The sequence below is a fragment of the Pseudomonas sp. GW822-FHT02G04 genome (assembly GCF_058802085.1).
Map to the genome: position 1 here is coordinate 334963 of NZ_JBXANU010000001.1, position 18110 is coordinate 353072.

Annotated in this window: 14 protein-coding genes; 4 read left to right on the top strand and 10 right to left on the bottom strand. The window is 59.4% G+C overall.

Annotation, left to right across the window (positions count from 1 at the left end):
- Positions 1-84 precede the first annotated feature (84 nt).
- The gene (locus tag AC1RO5_RS01570; RefSeq protein ID WP_493172120.1) at positions 85-864 is read left to right on the top strand and encodes an enoyl-CoA hydratase-related protein; all 780 of its coding nucleotides are present in this window, start codon (positions 85-87) and stop codon (positions 862-864) included.
- A gap of 39 nt (positions 865-903) precedes the next feature.
- Here the strand turns inward: AC1RO5_RS01570 and AC1RO5_RS01575 are convergent, their stop codons facing one another.
- The 3 genes from AC1RO5_RS01575 to AC1RO5_RS01585 form a co-directional block, all read right to left on the bottom strand.
- Positions 904-1659 (bottom strand): nitroreductase, encoded by a 756-nt coding sequence (locus tag AC1RO5_RS01575; protein ID WP_493172122.1) that lies wholly within the window; start codon positions 1657-1659, stop codon positions 904-906.
- 114 nt (positions 1660-1773) lie between these two features.
- Positions 1774-2778 carry a zinc-dependent alcohol dehydrogenase family protein gene (locus tag AC1RO5_RS01580; protein ID WP_493172124.1) on the bottom strand — a complete coding sequence of 335 codons (1005 nt, stop codon included), beginning with the start codon at positions 2776-2778 and terminating at the stop codon, positions 1774-1776.
- A gap of 73 nt (positions 2779-2851) precedes the next feature.
- The gene (locus tag AC1RO5_RS01585) at positions 2852-4132 is read right to left on the bottom strand and encodes an amidohydrolase family protein (protein WP_493172126.1); all 1281 of its coding nucleotides are present in this window, start codon (positions 4130-4132) and stop codon (positions 2852-2854) included.
- Between the two features lie 342 nt (positions 4133-4474).
- Between AC1RO5_RS01585 and AC1RO5_RS01590 the strand changes: the two genes are divergently transcribed.
- A complete protein-coding gene (locus AC1RO5_RS01590) occupies positions 4475-7969 on the top strand; it encodes an indolepyruvate ferredoxin oxidoreductase family protein (protein WP_493172127.1) in 3495 nt (1164 codons plus the stop codon).
- Between the two features lie 35 nt (positions 7970-8004).
- Entirely contained in the window at positions 8005-8772 is a 768-nt protein-coding gene (locus AC1RO5_RS01595; protein WP_493172128.1) for an enoyl-CoA hydratase/isomerase family protein, read from the top strand.
- A 150-nt stretch (positions 8773-8922) separates the two neighbouring features.
- Here the strand turns inward: AC1RO5_RS01595 and AC1RO5_RS01600 are convergent, their stop codons facing one another.
- The 3 genes from AC1RO5_RS01600 to AC1RO5_RS01610 all read right to left on the bottom strand — a co-directional run bounded on the left by AC1RO5_RS01600 (position 8923) and on the right by AC1RO5_RS01610 (position 12197).
- Positions 8923-10056, bottom strand: a complete 1134-nt coding sequence (locus AC1RO5_RS01600; protein WP_493172130.1) for an acyl-CoA dehydrogenase family protein — start codon at positions 10054-10056, stop codon at positions 8923-8925.
- A 58-nt stretch (positions 10057-10114) separates the two neighbouring features.
- On the bottom strand, positions 10115-11299 hold the full coding sequence (locus AC1RO5_RS01605; RefSeq protein ID WP_493172132.1) for an acyl-CoA dehydrogenase family protein: 1185 nt from the start codon (positions 11297-11299) through the stop codon (positions 10115-10117).
- 136 nt (positions 11300-11435) lie between these two features.
- On the bottom strand, positions 11436-12197 hold the full coding sequence (locus AC1RO5_RS01610; RefSeq protein ID WP_493172134.1) for a crotonase/enoyl-CoA hydratase family protein: 762 nt from the start codon (positions 12195-12197) through the stop codon (positions 11436-11438).
- A 343-nt stretch (positions 12198-12540) separates the two neighbouring features.
- Between AC1RO5_RS01610 and AC1RO5_RS01615 the strand changes: the two genes are divergently transcribed.
- A complete protein-coding gene (locus tag AC1RO5_RS01615) occupies positions 12541-14115 on the top strand; it encodes a fatty acid--CoA ligase (protein WP_493172136.1) in 1575 nt (524 codons plus the stop codon).
- A 141-nt stretch (positions 14116-14256) separates the two neighbouring features.
- Here the strand turns inward: AC1RO5_RS01615 and AC1RO5_RS01620 are convergent, their stop codons facing one another.
- The 4 genes from AC1RO5_RS01620 to AC1RO5_RS01635 form a co-directional block, all read right to left on the bottom strand.
- On the bottom strand, positions 14257-15051 hold the full coding sequence (locus tag AC1RO5_RS01620) for a crotonase/enoyl-CoA hydratase family protein (protein WP_493172138.1): 795 nt from the start codon (positions 15049-15051) through the stop codon (positions 14257-14259).
- A gap of 18 nt (positions 15052-15069) precedes the next feature.
- Positions 15070-16065, bottom strand: coding sequence for an acyl-CoA dehydrogenase family protein (locus AC1RO5_RS01625; RefSeq protein WP_493172140.1), 996 nt, complete (start codon positions 16063-16065; stop codon positions 15070-15072).
- A gap of 18 nt (positions 16066-16083) precedes the next feature.
- On the bottom strand, positions 16084-17241 hold the full coding sequence (locus AC1RO5_RS01630) for an acyl-CoA dehydrogenase family protein (protein WP_493172142.1): 1158 nt from the start codon (positions 17239-17241) through the stop codon (positions 16084-16086).
- A gap of 100 nt (positions 17242-17341) precedes the next feature.
- On the bottom strand, positions 17342-18106 hold the full coding sequence (locus AC1RO5_RS01635) for an SDR family NAD(P)-dependent oxidoreductase (RefSeq protein WP_493172144.1): 765 nt from the start codon (positions 18104-18106) through the stop codon (positions 17342-17344).
- Positions 18107-18110 lie beyond the last annotated feature (4 nt).

Here is an 18110-nt window from a genome sequence, read left to right on the forward strand (position 1 = left end):
GCTCGGCGCCTAACATGGGGATTCGTGGCGATCCCCGGCTATTGGCAGTATCGCTTTTCGAGGAACAAACTCTGGAATTACACGATGAGCGATTATCAGAACATTACCGTCCATGAACAGGCTGGCGTTGCCACGTTGACCTTCAATCGACCCGATGCATTGAATGCGTTGAATACCCGAATGTTGGAAGAAATTATTGAGGCACTGGATACTATCCGCGATGGCAACAGCGCGCGGGTGCTGCTGCTGACTGGAGCGGGGCGGGCATTTTCATCCGGCGCGGACCTGACTACTGCTGGCCCAGGCAATGATTTGGGCTACAAAGTGGAGCACTTTTACAACCCCATCGTCGAGCGTCTGTTTGCGTTGCCGTTGCCAGTGATCAGCGCTATCAACGGGCCGGCGGTTGGGGCTGGGTGTGCGTTGGCGCTGGCCGCTGACTTTGTGCTGGCGGCACGCTCAGCCTATTTCCTGCAGGCATTCATCAACATCGGTCTGATCCCGGATGCAGGTAGCCACTGGTTGTTGACCCGCTCGATTGGTCGCCCTCGCGCTCAGGCAATGATGATGTTGGGCGAGCGCATTTCGGCTGAGCAGGCGCAACAGTGGGGGATGATTCATCGGCTGGTAGAAGACGAGGCTCTGGCTGAGGAGGCTCAAGCGCTGGCCAGCCGCTTGGCACAAGGGCCGACCAAGACTTATGCGTTGATCCGCCAGTGCGTGCGTTTTTCCCTCGATCACACACTGAGTGAAACGTTGGCAGCGGAGCGCGCCAATCAGCGGCTGGCCGGACGCACTGAGGGGTTTTGCGAGGGTGTTGCCGCGTTTCGCGAGAAGCGCAAACCCGTGTTTAGTGGCCAGTGACGAACACGGGCGGGTAAAGCGATCACCCGCCCATGGCCATTACGTACTAACCCAGTGCACCACCTCTTGCAGATCGGCGCGCCGCGACCTGAAACTATTGGCTGGATGCCCAGGGTCGGCATAGCCGAATGAGGCGCCTGCAACGATCATGCGGTTATCAGGGATGCCGAAGTAGTCGTGCATGAAAGGCGCATATATCGCCAGTGCCGCTTGCGCCACACTTGCGATGCCTAGGCTCTGCCCTGCGAGTAAAACGTTCGACAGATAAAGGCCGCTATCGATGGCACCGTAGGCGCCCAAGTCGCGCTCCGAAGTGATCAGCAACATGTGTGGCGCGTCGAACAGCCTGAAGTTCTTCAGCGTCTGCTCGGCGGACGCGGTTCGGTCGCCGTACTCAATGCCGACGCTTTCATAAAGTTGCCAGCCCACTTCACGTTTTCGTTCCTTGTAGATCCCGCGGTAGGCCGGCGGGAAGGGGAGGTCTGGCGCGGCGGTCGGTACTCCGCCGTTTGCCGCGTAATCGGCGCTGGCGTGAGCGAATAAGGCCTCGCGAAAGCGTTGAGTGCCCTTGCCTTCGGTTACCAGCACCTGCCAGGGCTGAGAATTTGACCATGAGGCCGATAGCTGTGCCATTTCCAGCATGCGCTCGATATGGACGCGCGGCACTTCATTCGCAAGGTAGGCGCGGCAGCTGAAACGCTCTGCCAACAGGCGATGCAAAGCGATCGAGTCTTGTGGCCAGTCACTACCGGCGCCTTCGAGGCGCGAGTTGGCCGGTGTACTTGGTGTGCTCATTGCTTCCTCCTCAATTATTCCGATATCAATGGAGGGAACTGTGAGTCGATCTCGGGCGCAAGGTTCGACCTTTGACGCTGATCGACTCGTAGCCACTTTCCCGTCGTAGTGTTGTCAGATCGAAATGACGATCTTGCCAAAGTGTGCTTTGGCTTCCTGATGTTGAAAGGCCTGCTTGAGGTCGGTAAGAGGAAATACACTGTCGATGACTGGATTCAGTTCGTTGACGGCGATAGCTTGCATCATGCCTTGCAGATGGGCGCGACTGCCGACGGTGACGCCCACCAAGCGAATGTTTGCGGTGATGATCAAGCCCGCCGGAAACTGCAGCGGCCGGCGACTCAGCGCGCCGATCATATAGACGCTGCCACCCACGCGGCAGGCTTTGAAGCTCTGTACGATTTGTTCGCCGCCGACCACTTCCACAACGTGATCCACCCCTCGGCCACCAGTGAGCTCACGCACCTTGGCGCCCCACTGGGGTTCATCACAGTAGTTGATGACATGCGAGGCGCCCAACGCGTGCAGCTTCTGCGCCTTTTCCGTGGATGAGGTGATGGCGATGACTTGCGCGCCAGCCATCCGGGCGAACTGCAGGGCAAAGATGGAAACACCGCCCGTGCCCTGGATCAAGACCGTGTCACCCGGTTTGACCTGGCCCTCAACTACAACTGCACGCCAAGCTGTCAGGCCGGCGCACGGCAGGGTTGCAGCTTGCTCATGCGACAAGCCTTGCGGTGTCTTGACGAAATCGGACTCGGGCCTGACCACGTATTCGCTGGCGAAACCGTCGACTTGCTCGCCGCGCATGCGCTTGATCTGATCGGCATTGGGCGGGCCGTCGAGCCAGTCAGTGAAATAGGTACCCACCACCCGGTCGCCCACCTGGAATGCCTGTACGCCTCGGCCGACCTCGATCACCTCGCCAGCACCGTCCGACAGCGGCACACGACCCGCGTCGGCGGGCATGATTCCACTCACGACCAGGTAGTCGTGAAAGTTCAAGGACGAAGCTCGAATCCGGACCAGCAGTTCGCCTGGACCTGGCTGCGGACGCTCGGTTTCGACGACCTGCAGACTGTCAATAGAAGAGGGCAGCGTGACTTCGATTCGTTTCATTTGTTTTTATGGTCCTTTATAAATGAGGAGCGTTGGGGCGCACTCGGGGTGCGTTCGGCACAGGTCTATTGGGTTAGAGTTCGTCTTTAATGAAGCGGCCGTTTTGCATTACCGCCTTGAGGTAGCGCCCCGGCTGGGTGAGGATGCCGATGTCGGCAACCGGGTCGCCATCGAGTACGAGCAGGTCGGCGAGCTTGCCAGCCTCAACCGTCCCGGTGGCATGCCCCGCCCGTGCCAGTTCGGCACCGTTGCTGGTAGCCCAGCGCAACACATCCAACGCTGGGATACCCATGTCATTGACGTAGACTTCGAGCTCGCGGGCATAGATGCCTGGCTCGTGAGGCAGGCCCTGAGCGCCGAAGTCATCACCGGGTACGATCCGCACACCGGCCTCGTTGGCTTTGGGCAGCATTTTTAGCGCATTCAGCCAGCCGCGCTGGTCGGGGTCGGACAGGTCGCTGGGGGTGTCGGTCCTGGAGTGGCCGATGATCTTGGTAAACAGCATGCTCGGGACTAGGGTCACATCATGTTCGAGCATCTTGTCGATGCATTCCTCATCCATGAAGTCGGCGTGGTCGATAATGTCGACCCCCGCTTCGATGGCTTCGAGGATAGCCTCACGGGTCGCCACATGGGCCCGCACCCGCATGCCACGCTCATGGGCGGTTTGCACCGCTGCGTACATTTCTGCTTTGGAGATACCGCGGTAACCCTTGCTCCAGATGAAACCGTGGCCACCGCTGAGTAGGAGCTTGATAATCTCGGCACCGAACAGGATCTCTTCGCGCACCGCCTTGGTGATCTGGTCGACGCCATCGGCGAACACGTTCTGCCCATAGCGGCGGATACCATCTTGCGGTGGTGCCGATGTGCACCACCACTGGCCGCGATCCTCGTAGTCGCCAGTGGAGGTCACATGGCGGCTGCAAGGTGTGATGTGCGGCCCCTGGATCAGTCCGATTTCCTTGGCCATGCGCAGTTGGGCGTCGTGGTTATGGCCGCAGGAGGCGGAGACCACCTGGGTCACTCCTGAATACAGCGCAGCACGCATAGAATTGGCGTACTGCAAGGCGAGGATGGCTGGCGGTTTCTCCTCGCCCAGAAAGGTGCCGGCGCGACCTGAAGAGAATAGGGGGGGGCCGATCTCGGCAAACTCTCCGTGCCAGTGGCCAACGGTCATTCCCGGCATCAGAGTTTTTCCAGCCAGGTCTATGCGTCGGTCGCCGGGCAATGGTGCTGGCTCAGTCCCTACGGCTACGATTTTTTCGCCCTCGACGACGACGGCAGTATTAGGTCTGTAGCTGCGTTTGCCGTCGAATACTTTGGCGTTGGCAAACAGAATTCGTTGTCCCACTTTTGGTCACCTCATGGATGGGTTTTCAAGTCCCTTCGCAAACCTTGCGCATCGTCCGGTCCAATTGGGCTGAGAGATTGAAAGACACGCGAAAGGGAGGGCGTACCAAACGATGGTAAGTCCCATTGTCTTCGGGCGATTGACTCTCCCGGTAAGCCATCTTGCTTGCACACGCAAGATGCCGGCCTGTGATTTCTTGTTCTGCGGTATGTGTCGTCGATAGCCACACCGCCGATTCAAAACAATGTTCAGCGACAGACAAGGAGATTTTTTCCGCATCCCCTATAAATGCCATGCAGAGGCACTCCTCGAATCAATCACTGCATTGGATACCTGACTGATATGACCAAGGGCGTTACTACGCTGGACGACAAGTACGAGCTCGAACACGGTCGAGCTTTTCTGTCCTCGAACCAGGCGCTCGTGCGCCTTCCGCTGGATCAAGCGCGCCGAGACCATGCCCGGGGCCTGGCCACAACCGGTTACATCTCGGGTTATAGGGGGTCGCCTCTGGGCGTTTACGACGCTGCTCTGTGGGGAGCACAAAAGCTGCTCGATGAGCACCACGTGCGTTTTCAGCCAGGTCTGAACGAAGAGCTGGCTGCTACCGCGATTCGTGGCACTCAAGAACTGGAGTGGTACGGCAAGAGTCAGTACCAAGGAGTATTCGGACTCTGGTATGGCAAAGGCCTGGGCGTCGACCGTGCTTGCGAGTCGCTCAAGCTCGGCAACCTTGAAGGTGCAGCGGCTCATGGTGGCTTCCTCGCCGTAGTGGGAGATGACCATGGCGGAAAGTCGTCTGCCAGCGCACACCAGTCCGAGCACACGTTGATCGCGAGTTTCATTCCTGTGCTCTATCCGTCGACGATCCAGGAAATCCTCGAGTTCGGCTTGTTCGGCTGGGCCTTGTCGCGTTACAGCGGGCTTTACATCGGCCTCAAGTGCATCACCGACACGCTCGACCTCGCAGCCTCGGTCGAGCTGCCTGATGCCCATCGCGAGTTCATCATCCCTGATGATCCGCTACCCCCAGAGGGGCTCAACTTGCGGCCCAAATTGCCGCCTCTGGTCCAGGAAGACTGGGTCATCAACAAGCGCCTGCCGGCCGCTGCGGCCTTCGTGCGTGCTAATGGAATTGACCGATTGGTGCTCGACGGCCCACGCCGCGAGCTGTCGATCGTCGCAGCTGGTAAAGCCTACCTGGACCTGCGCCAGGCCATGAAGGACCTCGGGCTGGATGAGGCGCGTTGCCTAGAACTGGGTATTCGCGTCTACAAACCAGGGATGATCTGGCCGTTGGAACAACAGGGGGCGGTGGCCTTCGCCGAGGGTAGCCGAGTCGTGCTGGTGGTTGAAGAGAAACGCCCGGTTATCGAAGATCAGCTCGCTCGCCACCTCTACCACCTGAGTGCCGAACAACGACCCATTCTGGTCGGCAAGCAAGACCTCTTCGGAACTGCACTGTTACCCGCCGTCGGAGAGCTGTCGCCTTCAATCGTGCGAAGTGCGTTGCGAGGTGTCCTGGAACAGATGGGGTTGCCAGTTGCGGACGTAACCTCCCGCGCGCAATGGTTCACCCGTATCGAGCAACGAGTGTCGTCAGCGGGCAGCAATGTATACCGCCCTGCATTCTATTGCTCGGGCTGCCCGCACAATACAAGTACGCGGATCCCCGAGGGCAGCGTGGCGCTCAGTGCCGTGGGCTGCCATGGCCTGGCTGCCTATGTCATGCCAGAGCGGCGCACCATGCAGCCGATGCCCATGGGCGGCGACGGCATGCCCTGGGTCTCGGTTGGCCCCTTGGTAGAGATGCCCCATCTTTTCCAGAATATCGGTGACGGTACCTATTCCCACTCCGGCATTCTGGCCATCCGTGCGGCAGTGGCGGCCAAGGCCAATATGACGTTCAAGCTGCTTTATAACGATGCGGTAGCCATGACGGGCGGGCAGCCAATTGAGGCTGACATCAGCCCTGTGGACATGGTCAACCAACTCGTGGCCGAACGTGTTAACCCGGTGCTGCTGGTCACAGACGATCCGGACAAGTTCTTCGACGTCAAGCTACCCGACGGAGTCAAGGTACATCACCGTGACCATCTCGACGCGCTGCAGCGCGAACTGCGCGAGCTTAAGGGCGTTTCCGCCATCGTCTACGAACAGACCTGCGCCACCGAAAAGCGCCGGCGCCGCAAACGCGGAACCTTTCCCGATCCGGACAAGCGGGTCTTCATCAACCCCCAGGTCTGCGAAGGTTGCGGTGATTGCTCGGTGCAGTCGAACTGCGTCAGCATCCAGCCGCTGGAAACCGAGCAGGGGCGTAAGCGGATGATCGACCAGTCCAGCTGCAACAAGGACTTCAGCTGCGTCAAGGGCTTCTGCCCGTCGTTCGTGACCGTCACTGGCGCCAAGATTACCAAGAAGGCGGTGGTCGCCAACGAACGTATCGAAAGTCTGATCGCCGCCCTGCCAAGGCCTACCCAGGCCCCTATGCAGGACGGTTACAACGTGCTGGTGGCCGGTATCGGCGGTACCGGAGTGCTTACCGTGGGCGCCTTGCTTGGCATGGCCGCGCACCTCGAAGGCAAGGGCTGTACCATCCTGGATCTAACCGGTATGGCCCAGAAAGGCGGAGCGGTGACCAGCCACATCCGCATCGACAGCCATCCTGACCGGATTTACAGCTCACGCCTGGACACTGCAAAGACCGACTTGCTGCTTGGCTGTGACATGATCGTTGCCGCCGGCCCGGAAACCATCAAGACGGTCAAGCCCGGGGCGACCACAGCGGTCCTGAACATGGACGTGACCCCCACAGGCGCCTTCCAGACTCAGCGCGATTTGCAGATCGATGACCACAAGCTGCGTGACGTGGTCAGCAAGGGCATCGACGGCGGCGACCTTTTCTGCTTCCACGCCACCCGCCTCGCCACTGACTTCATCGGCGACAGCATCGCGACCAATATCCTGATGGTTGGCTATGCCGTGCAAAAGGGCCTGCTGCCCCTCGCCGTCGAGTCCATCGAGCAAGCAATTCGCCTGAATGGCACCTTCGTTGATGGCAACCTGCGCACCTTTGCCCTGGGCCGTCTCGCCGCCCATGCCCCGCAGGCCCTGCAGCCGCAGAAGGCCGCGGTCACCCTGGCCAACCTGGAAACCGTGCAGGCCGTGCTCGATAGTCGGGTCAAACTGCTGACCGAATTTCAGGACGCCAGTTACGCACAGCACTATCAAAGCTTCGTGCGCGATATCGAGCGCCGCGTCCAGGCCAAGCAGCTCAAGCAAGGTACGGTATTTGTCCGCGAAGTAGCCATCACCTTGGCGCGTCTCATGGCGTACAAGGATGAATACGAAGTCGCGCGCCTGCATGCCGATCCCAGGTTCTGGAACCAGCTGCGTAGTCAGTTTGCCGGTGATTTCAAGGTGACGTTCCACCTCGCTCCACCGATGCTGCCGGGGCGCGATCCGGCCAATGGGCGACCGAAGAAGCGTGAGTTTGGACAGTGGGTACTGCCGCTATTCCGTGTATTGCGGCGCTTCAAAGGCCTACGCGGCACTGCTTTCGATCCTTTCGGCTACACCCGGGAGCGGCGTATGGAACGGGCGCTGATAGATGCCTATCGCTCGCTGATCGATAAGGTTGTCGACAAGATCAATCCGGACAACATCCAGGCTGCCATCGACTTGGCACACGCGTCCACCGAGATAAGAGGCTTCGGACCGGTCAAGCATGTGGCCGTCGAGGATTATCGCGTCCGCGAGCAGGCGCTACTGGCTGAACTGGACACGTCTAAATCCCAGGCGATCATCAGCCAGCCCATCTTATTCGTTCAGCGATGAGACATTCCCATTCCTTTTTCGAACAAGAGGCACCCATGACGATGAGTTTTTCTACCCTGCAGCTCGAGATCAATGACCAGATCGCCCATATCCAACTATCACGCCCAGAGCTGTCCAACCGTTTCGACAAACTCGCTCATATCGAGTTCGCCGATGCCCTGGATAGCATCGCCCGGAACGAAGCGGTGCGCGTACTAGTACTTTCCGCTCAGGGTAAGGTGTTCTCGGCCGGCGGTGATTTTGATGAAATCATTGAGGCGCGCGACTCGCTGCAAATTCGTATGCGCATGACCCGCGATGCCCGACGTGTCTTCCACACACTGAATGGCCTGTCGATTCCGGTGATAGCAGCGGTGCAGGGGGCCGCCGCCGGCATGGGTGCGACATTGATGACACTGTGCGATATCGTCGTGGCTTATGCTGAAGCGAATATCTCCGACCCCCATGTAGCCATCGGCCTGGTCGCCGGCGATGGCGGCATCATCGGCTGGACACAGTCGCTCGGGCTGTTGCGCGCCAAGCGCTACCTGCTGACCGGCGATCGGCTAGTTGCGCGCGAAGCCCATGCGATGGGATTGGTTACCGACTTGGTCGATACCCCGCAAGCCACTCTGGGGCGTGCACTGGAAATCGCTCGACATATCGTCCGACTCCCGCGTGCCGGAGTGGAGGGCACCAAGCGCGCCTTCAGCTGCTTGACCGAGAAGACTGCTCATGCGGTATTCGATCTTGGCCTGGCCTATGAAATGGAGAGCATGACCCGTCCTGAAGTTGCCGAAGCGATTGCCCGACTGAGGAAGTAACGCTCAGCAATAATGTTCACGAGGCTCAATGACGCGCTGCTAGCTTGCTCGTCATTGGGCTTTAATCTGCTCAGTGCTGCCTGCCATTGCTGAAATCCAACACATATAAAAAAGCCCGCCTCCTGTTGCAGGAAGCGGGCCTCCGCCTTCTTACAAGATGTCGCTGGAATGTTGGCCCGGGTTCTGAGCTGGCGTCGCGAGCTTGAACAGCTGTGGTGCCAAACGGTCTTTACGCTTCTCGGCTGCTCCGCCCAGCACTTCGCTCAGCCGTGCCCGCTTGAGGAACAAGTGGCAAGTGTATTCCCAGGTAAAGCCGATGCCACCATGCAGCTGCACACATTCGTCGGTTACTGTCTTGTAAACAGCGCCGGCATACAGTCGAGCGCTGGCGGCTTTTATCTCCCACCCTGGATGCTTCTCGCCCGCGTCGCTGCAGGTCACCTCAAGCAATGCACGGGTTGCCTCCAGTGATGCCTTGAGGTCAGCGCAGCGGTGCTTTAGCGCCTGGAACGAGGCAATGGGACGGTTAAATTGGTGCCGTTGATTCATATACTCCAACGTTTGCTCGAGCGCGGCGGCGCCACCACCCCAGGCATCACATGCCAGTGCAAGATCGAAGTGGGCACGAAGGCGGGCCATGGCTTGCCGCGCCGCTTCTCCGCGCAGGATCACATCGGTCTCACCCGGTACAACACCGTTGAACTCGATATCGGCAATCTGTCGCGTTCTATCCCAAGTGGGGCGATGACTAACCACCACGCCGGGATAGGGCAGGGCAAGCAGGGCCACGGCCGCTTCCTCACCGTCGAGTGGAACCAGCAGGTGAGTGGCATGAGGGGCATCGAGTACGTTGCGTATTCTGCCGTCGAGCCGCACATTGCCACCCTCCTGCAGGCTCAGGCGTAGCGAGTCGCTGCCAATGACCGGTACCACGATGGCGTCGCCGACGATTGCACTCGCCACCACCGAAGCTGCTGCGATAGTCGCCTGGGCATGGCTCGCCGCCTCGAGGCCGATCATGGCACTGGCGAAGGGCTGCGCCGAGAGTGCCCGGCCCAGCTCAATGTAGAGTACCGACAGCACCGCAAAGGGCTGGCCCAGCCCGCCCTTGTCCTCGTCAACCGTGAGGCCCAGCCAGCCCAGCTCGGCAATGAGTTGCCATAACTTTCGATCCAGAGCCGCCGAAGAAACATCGTGGCTAAGGTACGCCTGGCGGTCGATGTAACGTTCGAGCAGGTGGCGGGCTGAGTCACGCAACTCGTCTTTGTCTATAAATGCGTCCAAACCAAGTCTCCGCTCTATGGGTTATTCGTGTACGCAGTCAACACCACGGCAGGCGGCATCAGATCGCCTTTTCACGTGGCATACCGAGCACGCGCTCGGAGATAATATTGCGTTGAATCTCGTTACTGCCGCCGGCAATCGACCACATGAAGGAATTCATGTAGTCGAAGGTCCAGTTACCCGTTTCATGCCCGACACCCAGGGTATAGGGAGCCAGCAGGTGCGAGCCGGCATGGGCCTTCAGTCCGAGAGCGGTGAACTCACGCAATACCTGGGCGTAGTTGAGCTTGACAATCGAGGCCGCACCGCCGATCTCCTTACCCGCGATCAGATTGCCCATCATTTCGTTAACCAGTGCACGTAGCGCATCGATATGGGTAAAAACGTCGACAGCTTCTCGCCGCAGTTGGTCGTCGTCGACCGTGCCGTCCGGCCCCGAAAGCGCTTCGAGCAGTTGCCAGCGTGCTGAAGCCATGCGTTCGGCCAGCTCGAAAATCGCCACTCCACGTTCTGAGCTCAACGTGGTTTGCGCTACCCGCCAGCCTTCATTTTCCTGACCGAGCCGGTTGGCCACGGGAATCCTTACATCGGTCAGGAAGATCTCGGCAAACTCTTCGTCACCGGTAATCTGCCGGATCGGTCGGCATTCGATGCCCGGGCTCTTCATGTCCATCAGCAGGAAGGTAATTCCCGCCTGCTTGGGTACGCTCGTATCGGTCCGCACCAACAGCAGGCAATAGTCAGCATACTGACCGAGGGTAGACCAGGTTTTCTGGCCATTGACGACGTAAAAGTCACCGTCACGATAGGCCCGTGTTTTCAACGAGGCCAAATCCGAGCCGGCATTGGGCTCGGAAAAACCCTGGCACCAGATCTCGCCATTGAGAATCGCCGGCAAGTGGCGTGCCTTCTGCTCCTCACTACCCCATTCCGATAGCGTCATCGCCGCGTGGTACAGCGAAATGAAATACAGAATCAGCCGGGGTGCTCCCGCCCTGACCAACTCCTCGATGATCACCAGTTGTTCGTCGAGCGAACGACCGCCCCCTGGCCAACCTGCTGGCCAGTGTGAGGTCGCGTAGCCACTGCTGACCAGTGTCCGCATCCAGTCGCGCTGAAAGGCTACGAACTGATCGCTGCCTACCCCCGTCATCTGCACACGCCAATCTGCTGGCACGTTGTTCGCCAACCAGTCGCGCACTTGTGTACGCAGTGTTGTCAGATTTTCCTGCTCATACGTCATGCATGACCCCTACGATTAATGAGCGGCGGGGCTGCCACAGCCCGACGCTCGATGTTTGGATATCGGCAAGGGCGCGTGTGGTTGTAGCCTAGATCGCGTGCTGCCCCGACCCATGGCGAAATACCTCCGCGCCCCCTTATTTCCCGGTCCAGACCGGCTTGCGTTTTTCAGCGAACGCACTGGCGCCTTCGCGGGCATCGCTCGATTTGAACACCGGCAAGGTGTAAGCATCCTGGCGCTCGAACACTTCGTTGCTGGGCCAGTCGAGGGACTCCTTGACTACCTGCTTGCTCACGGCCGTGGCTAGCGGCCCATTGGCGACAATGCTACGAGCCAGCTCCTGGGCCACGGCCAGGGCTTGCCCTTCGGCCGCGACCCGATTGATCAGGCCATAACCGTGCAGCTCTCGGGCCGACACCATGTCACCGGTCAGCACCAACTCCAGCGCAATCCGGTAGGGCAGCTGCCGCGGTAGGCGCACCAACCCCCCGGCGTTGGCCACCAGCCCGCGCTTGACTTCCGGTAGACCGAACCTGGCAGTCTCGGCTGCGACTATCAGGTCACAGGCCAGCGCCATCTCGAAGCCGCCCGCCAAGGCATAGCCTTCGACAGCAGCGATCAACGGCTTGCGGATGGATGCATTGGTCAGGCCCGCCAAGCCGCGGTCATAGGGTTTGACGTTCTCGCCACGCAAGAAGGCCTTCAAGTCCATCCCCGCGCTGAAGGTGCCGCCTGCCCCCGTCAGGATGGCCACGCTGATGTCTTCGCGCTGATCGATCTGGTCCGTGGCGTCAGCAATGGCCAAGGCTACTGCGGCATTGACCGCGTTTCTGGCCTCGGGTCGGTTGATGGTGATGGTGGCGATACCTTCGCTGACGCTGAACTCAACTTCCGGCATAGGGGCTCTCCTGATGGGCGCTCGATGCATTGTCTTGATTATCGGCAATTGAAAAAGTCGCCGGGATGTGGCGCGATTCTGGTACCGATACTCCTGGCCAACAACATCTTCGCGGCCATAGTTCCTATGCAGAACAAAGCCGTTACCGGTCCAGCGAAATTAGCCAATGCCGTCGGCTGTGCGTTCAAGTCAGGCATCTGATTGAGCCGGCAATCGCATTTGTCTTGGCTTTACCAGGGCGGTTGGCGCCTGTGTGCTTCCCCTATGCTTGATCTCGATCGTTGTCGGCGGTTGCTCATTGCGCGCGCATGACAGACAGGAAAATTCGCGAGGTACATGCCCGATGCATACTCAGATTCCCATCACTACATTGGCCGACATCCCCCGATACAACGCAAAGCTCTACGGGAAGAAGGCCGCCTTGCTCTTCGAAGGCCGTGAAACGAGCTTTGAAGCGTTCGATATGAACAGCAACCAGGTTGCCAATGCTTTGTTGGCCGCAGGGCTAAAGGCGGGCGATCGCATCGCGTACTTGGGCAGGAACAGCGACAGTTACCTGGAATTACTGTTCGGTGCGATCAAGAGTGGCATCGTGCTGGTGCCGATCAGTTGGCGGCTGGCAGCTCCGGAAGTAGCCTATATACTGGACAACAGCGAGGCCCGATTGCTGTTTGTGGATAGCGCCTTGGCGTCAGCCAATACGATGGTTCAATCAAGATGGCTGAAGAACATCATCCTGATGGAAAGCGACACTCCTGGTCAGGAAACATTTACCTCATGGCGAATGATTCAGGCCAGGCAGCAATCGACTGTCGCCATTGCTCCGCACGATACCGCGGTGCAGATCTATACCTCCGGTACCACCGGCCGGCCCAAGGGAGTCTTGCTCACCCATCGCAACTTCATCCACATACGCGAACTGCTGACAGCGCAAGGCAGTGCGGCTAGTCAGTACCTACCGGACGACATCAGTCTCTTGGCGATGCCAGTGTCCCATGTCGGCGGCACCTCGACCGCGATCTGGGCGATGTACCACGGCATCAAGTCGGTTGTCGCTCGCCAATTTGAACCACAAGATGTGCTCGACTATATCGAGCATGACGGAGTGAATTGCTTTTTCTTGGTGCCATCGGCCTTGCAGAAGATCGTGCAGGACCCGCGGGCAAGGCACGTAGACTTCAGTCGCCTTCGGTACATCACCTACGGCGGCAGCCCGATGCCTTATCCGTTACTCAAAGACTGCATGGATATCTTCGGGTGCGGCTTCGTGCAGGGCTACGGTATGACCGAAACTTGCGCCAGCATTGTGCAACTTTCAGCGCAGGACCATTTGGACGGCGACTCACCGCGTCTGCGTTCCTGCGGAAAGCCGTTACCAGGCGTAGACATTCGCATACTGGACGAGCATGGCCACTCATTGGCAGCGGGCGAGGTCGGCGAGATCGTGACGCGCTCGCCGGGCAATATGGCAGGCTACTGGCGTGACCCTGAAACCACCGCTCGTACCCTCAACAGCGCGGGCTGGCTGCGAACCGGCGATGCGGGCTATCTCGATGTGGACGGCTATCTGTATATCCATGACCGCATCAAGGACATGATTGTGTCTGGTGGCGAGAACATCTACCCAGCCGAAGTCGAGAACGCAATCTACAGCCATCCACTGGTTTGCGAGGTTGCGGTGATTGGGGTGCCCTCACTGCAGTGGGGTGAAGAGGTCAAAGCAATCGTGGTTGTGAAGACAGGGGCGCAGGTGTGTGCGCAAGATGTTATCACCTGGGCACGGCACCGCATCGCTGGGTTCAAGGTACCCAAGTCAGTCGACTTCGTGGATAGCATTCCCAAGAGCGGGGCTGGAAAGGTATTGAAGCGTGAACTGCGTAAACCATTCTGGGCAGGGTGGGACAGACAAGTAAATTGAAGGGGTGATAGCAGTGCCAAGATCGTACCTCGGCTTCCTGCTATTTGCCGAGGTACGGGCGCAGACTGTTTGGCGGGGTAGCAAAAACTCAAACCACGCTACACCCAGACTGGGTTCAGGCGTCTATAACCATGCGTGCAGTCACGCGGAAAACTTCGGTGCACGCTTCTCCACGAAAGCGCGTACCGCTTCTTCATGGTCAGGCGTCATATGGGCAATGGCCTGATAGGCGGCGCTGGTCTCGAGCAACGAATCCAGGCTGCTGCGCTCACCTTCGCGTAACAGGCGCTTGGTCATGCGCAGTACGCCACCCGGATTGGCGGCGATACGTTCGGCAAGCTTGCGTGCTTCGGCCAGCAGCGCGTCTGGGGCCACCACCCTTGAGACCAGGCCGCACGCGAGTGCCTGATCGGCCGTCAGGCTCTCTCCGGTGAAGGCCATCTCCGATGCCTTGGACATCCCCACCACTCGCGGCAACAACCACGCGCCACCGTCGCCGGGAACAATCCCGATCTTGACGAAACTCTCGGCAAAGGTAGCTTGCTCCGAAGCGATCCGAATGTCGCACATACAGGCCAGATCCAGACCCGCACCTATGGCCGGGCCATTGATCGCGGCAATGATGGGTACATCAAGGTTGTACAGCGCTTTGGGTAGCCGCTGGATACCGTTGCGGTACTCTTCGCGGATCACGTCGGGTGTGAGCTTCTCGGTGTAATAGCGCTGCATATCCTTCACATTACCGCCCGAGCTGAAGACCGGGCCTTCAGCAGTGAGAATCACCACGCGCACACTGGGGTCCAGGGCAATATCGGCACAGGCTTGGACAAACTCGGGCACTGCGTTGTTACCGGTGAGTGCATTGCGGGTCGCGGGCTGGCTCATGGTGATGATGAGCACAGGGCCCTCGCGTTCTAGCTTCAAAAATGGAGTCATCGGTGTTTCCTGTCCGGGTCAGTGGATGTCTGTTGCATTGCGCAGAAGGTCCAGCGCCAGGCCGTCGTGGCCGTCTACCAGAGCCTCCCCAAGTACCTCATGCCAGCGCGACTCGGAGCCCCCCGTCTGGCGCCAGAGATGCAAGCGTCGGGTGTAGAGCTGCAAGTCAAACTCGGCAGTAATGCCGATAGCCCCATGGATGGAGTGGCTCAGTGCGGCAACTTCTACGGCGGCTTCACTGGTGCGCGCCTTGGCCACCGCAACGCGCACCCGATCGGGCTCGCTGGTACTGGAATGACAGCCGATCTGCGCTGCCATACGGGCGGCGAAAACGTGCTCGGAAATGACAGCAAGCTGGTGCTGGATAGCCTGGAACTTGCCGATCGGGCGGCCGAATTGTTGGCGATCGTTGGCGTATTGCAGGGTGCTTTCGAACACTTGCATGAGTGCGCCGGTCAGCTTGGCTGCATAGATGCAAGCCAACAACATCTGGACATCATGGGCACGCGGGACAGTTACAGCGATAGTTGCCATTTCGGCCGACCAGTGCAGGCTGGCGTCGAGCGGGAAATCAGCCGGCCTGACCTCTGCCTGAGCGCTGGGCAGCAGCAGGAGTTGGTTATCAACGGCCAGCAAAACATAGTCGGCCACCCGGCCATAACGCACTATGTTGCTCTTAAGGCCGCCTTCTACTTTCACGCCAGTGGCCAAGGCAATGCAGCCACCTGGTCGAGCCAGCCCGGCCTGAGCCAGCAGTGCGCGGGCAAGCATGGTCTCGGCCAAGGGCAGGGGTAACAGGTACCGTCCGCACAACTCGAACACGTTGTACACATCTGACAGACAAAGCCCTGCGCCGTCCTGGTCTTCGCTGACCAGTGCGTCGGCGAAACCCGCCTCGTCGATTTGTTGCCAGAGCGATTGCGTCGATTTCCCGGCTTCGATTTCGCGTACTGTCTCGAGAGAGCATTGGTTCGCCAGCAAGCGGCGAACGGCGTCTGAAAAGAGATCGTCCATAGAGGACTCCTTGAATGCTTAACGTAAACCGAGGCCGCGTGCGATCATCCCGCGCAGAATGTCGCGTGTACCGCCGCGCAATGAATACGAAGGTGCCACCTGAGTGACGTAGTTGAGGGTCTGCAGCAGTTCCAAGGGTACGCTCTGCCCTTCACGCGAAAACAGATCATCGGCAATGGCTGCAGGAATTGCCTGCTCGACACAGGTGCCCAGGTCTTTCACCAACGCTGCCTCCACGGTCGGGCTCTCGCCGCGTGCCAGCTTGCCGGTCACTGCGATCGACATGGCGCGCAGCGGTGCAAGTTGGCTTAACAAACGGCCGGCCAGGCGTACCGAGGACGGGTTACGTCCGGCGGCGGTACGCACGAAGGCCAGCCACTGATCGAATAGCACGATGCTGGAATAGAGGCGTTCGGGGCCGCTACGTTCGAAGGCAAGCTCAGCGGTCACCTGTTCCCAGCCCTTGCCTTGCGTGCCGATGAGCGCGTCCTCTGGCAATTGCACCTTGTCAAAGAAGACCTCGCAGAAATGGCTGTCGCCGGATAAGTCGGTGATCGGGCGTACGGTAACGCCGGGCAGCGACAGATCGACGATCACTTGGGACAGGCCCTGCTGGCGATCCTGGGCACTCCCCGATGTACGCACCAGGGCAATCATATGATGGCAATGCTGAGCGTTAGTGGTCCAGATTTTCTGGCCGCTGAGTGTCCAGCCACCTTCGGTGCGGGTGGCACGGCTGTTTACGCTGGCCAGGTCGGAACCCGCATTGGGCTCGCTCATACCGATACAAAAGAAAGACTCTCCACGGCAGATCGCGGGGAGATACCGCTGCTTCTGCTCTTCGCTGCCATACTTGAGGATCAGCGGCCCGCTCTGGCGGTCAGCGATCCAATGCGAGCCCACCGGCGCGCCAAAGTTGAGCAGTTCTTCAACCAGCACATAGCGGGCAAAAGAGCTGCGCCCCGCACCGCCATATTCTTTAGGAAGGGTAAGGCCGAGCCAGCCTTGCTGACCCAGCTTGCGGCTGAATTTTGCGTCATAGCCACCCCATGACTTGGCCCGAATATGAGCCGGTACCTCGCACATCGCTTTCGTCAGGAAAGCCCGAACGGGCGCGCGTAACGCCTCGTCCTCGGCAGGTATTGGGGTCAGAGCAAGTGAATCAAGCATGCTCATGTCGAACACCTCCAGTCGAACTTGTCCATCTATGTGTCCTTCTCGAAATCGAAATAAGGTGCCGGGAAGAGCGGTTGCTCTTCCCGGTCATCTCGTGCTCTCAGCGCGGTGGCATCCGGATGGCGCCATCAAGGCGGATCGTCTCGCCATTCATCATCGGGTTCTGAATGATGTGTGCTGCCAGCATGGCGTACTCGGATGGGTACCCCAGGCGTGCAGGATGTGGCACCGATTTGGCCAACGATTCGCGTGCCTCGGGGGTGACGCGGGCCAGAATCGGGGTGTCGAAGGTGCCGGGCGCGATGGTGCAAACACGGATCTTGCGGCTCGCCAGGTCACGAGCTGCGACGATGGTCATGCCAACAATGCCAGCCTTCGCCGAGGCATAAGGAATCTGGCCGATCTGTCCCTCAAATGCCGCCACCGAAGCGGTAAGGATTACCACGCCTCGCTCGCCATCGATTTCTTCGCCTTTTGCCATCTCGGCGGCCGCCAGGCGCAGCACGTTAAAAGTGCCGACAAGGTTGATGCGCACAATCGTTTCGTAATGCTCCAGAGAACCTGGTTCACCGTGCTTGTCCACCACCCGCAGCGGACCGCCACGGCCAGCACAATGCACCGTGGCCCTTAGGGGGCCGAGGTCGCTGGCGGCAGCAAATACGGCTTTCATCTGATCTTCGCTGGTGACATCGGCCGGCACGAAGCGGCAGTTGCTGCCCAGTTCTTTGGCAACGTCCGCGCCCGGTGAGCCAGGCAGGTCCGCGATGATCACTTTGGCACCTTGTGCCAGCAGGGCTTCCACGGTGGCACGGCCCAGCCCCGACGCTCCCCCGGTAACGACCGCCGAAATTCCTGTCACATTCATAGTG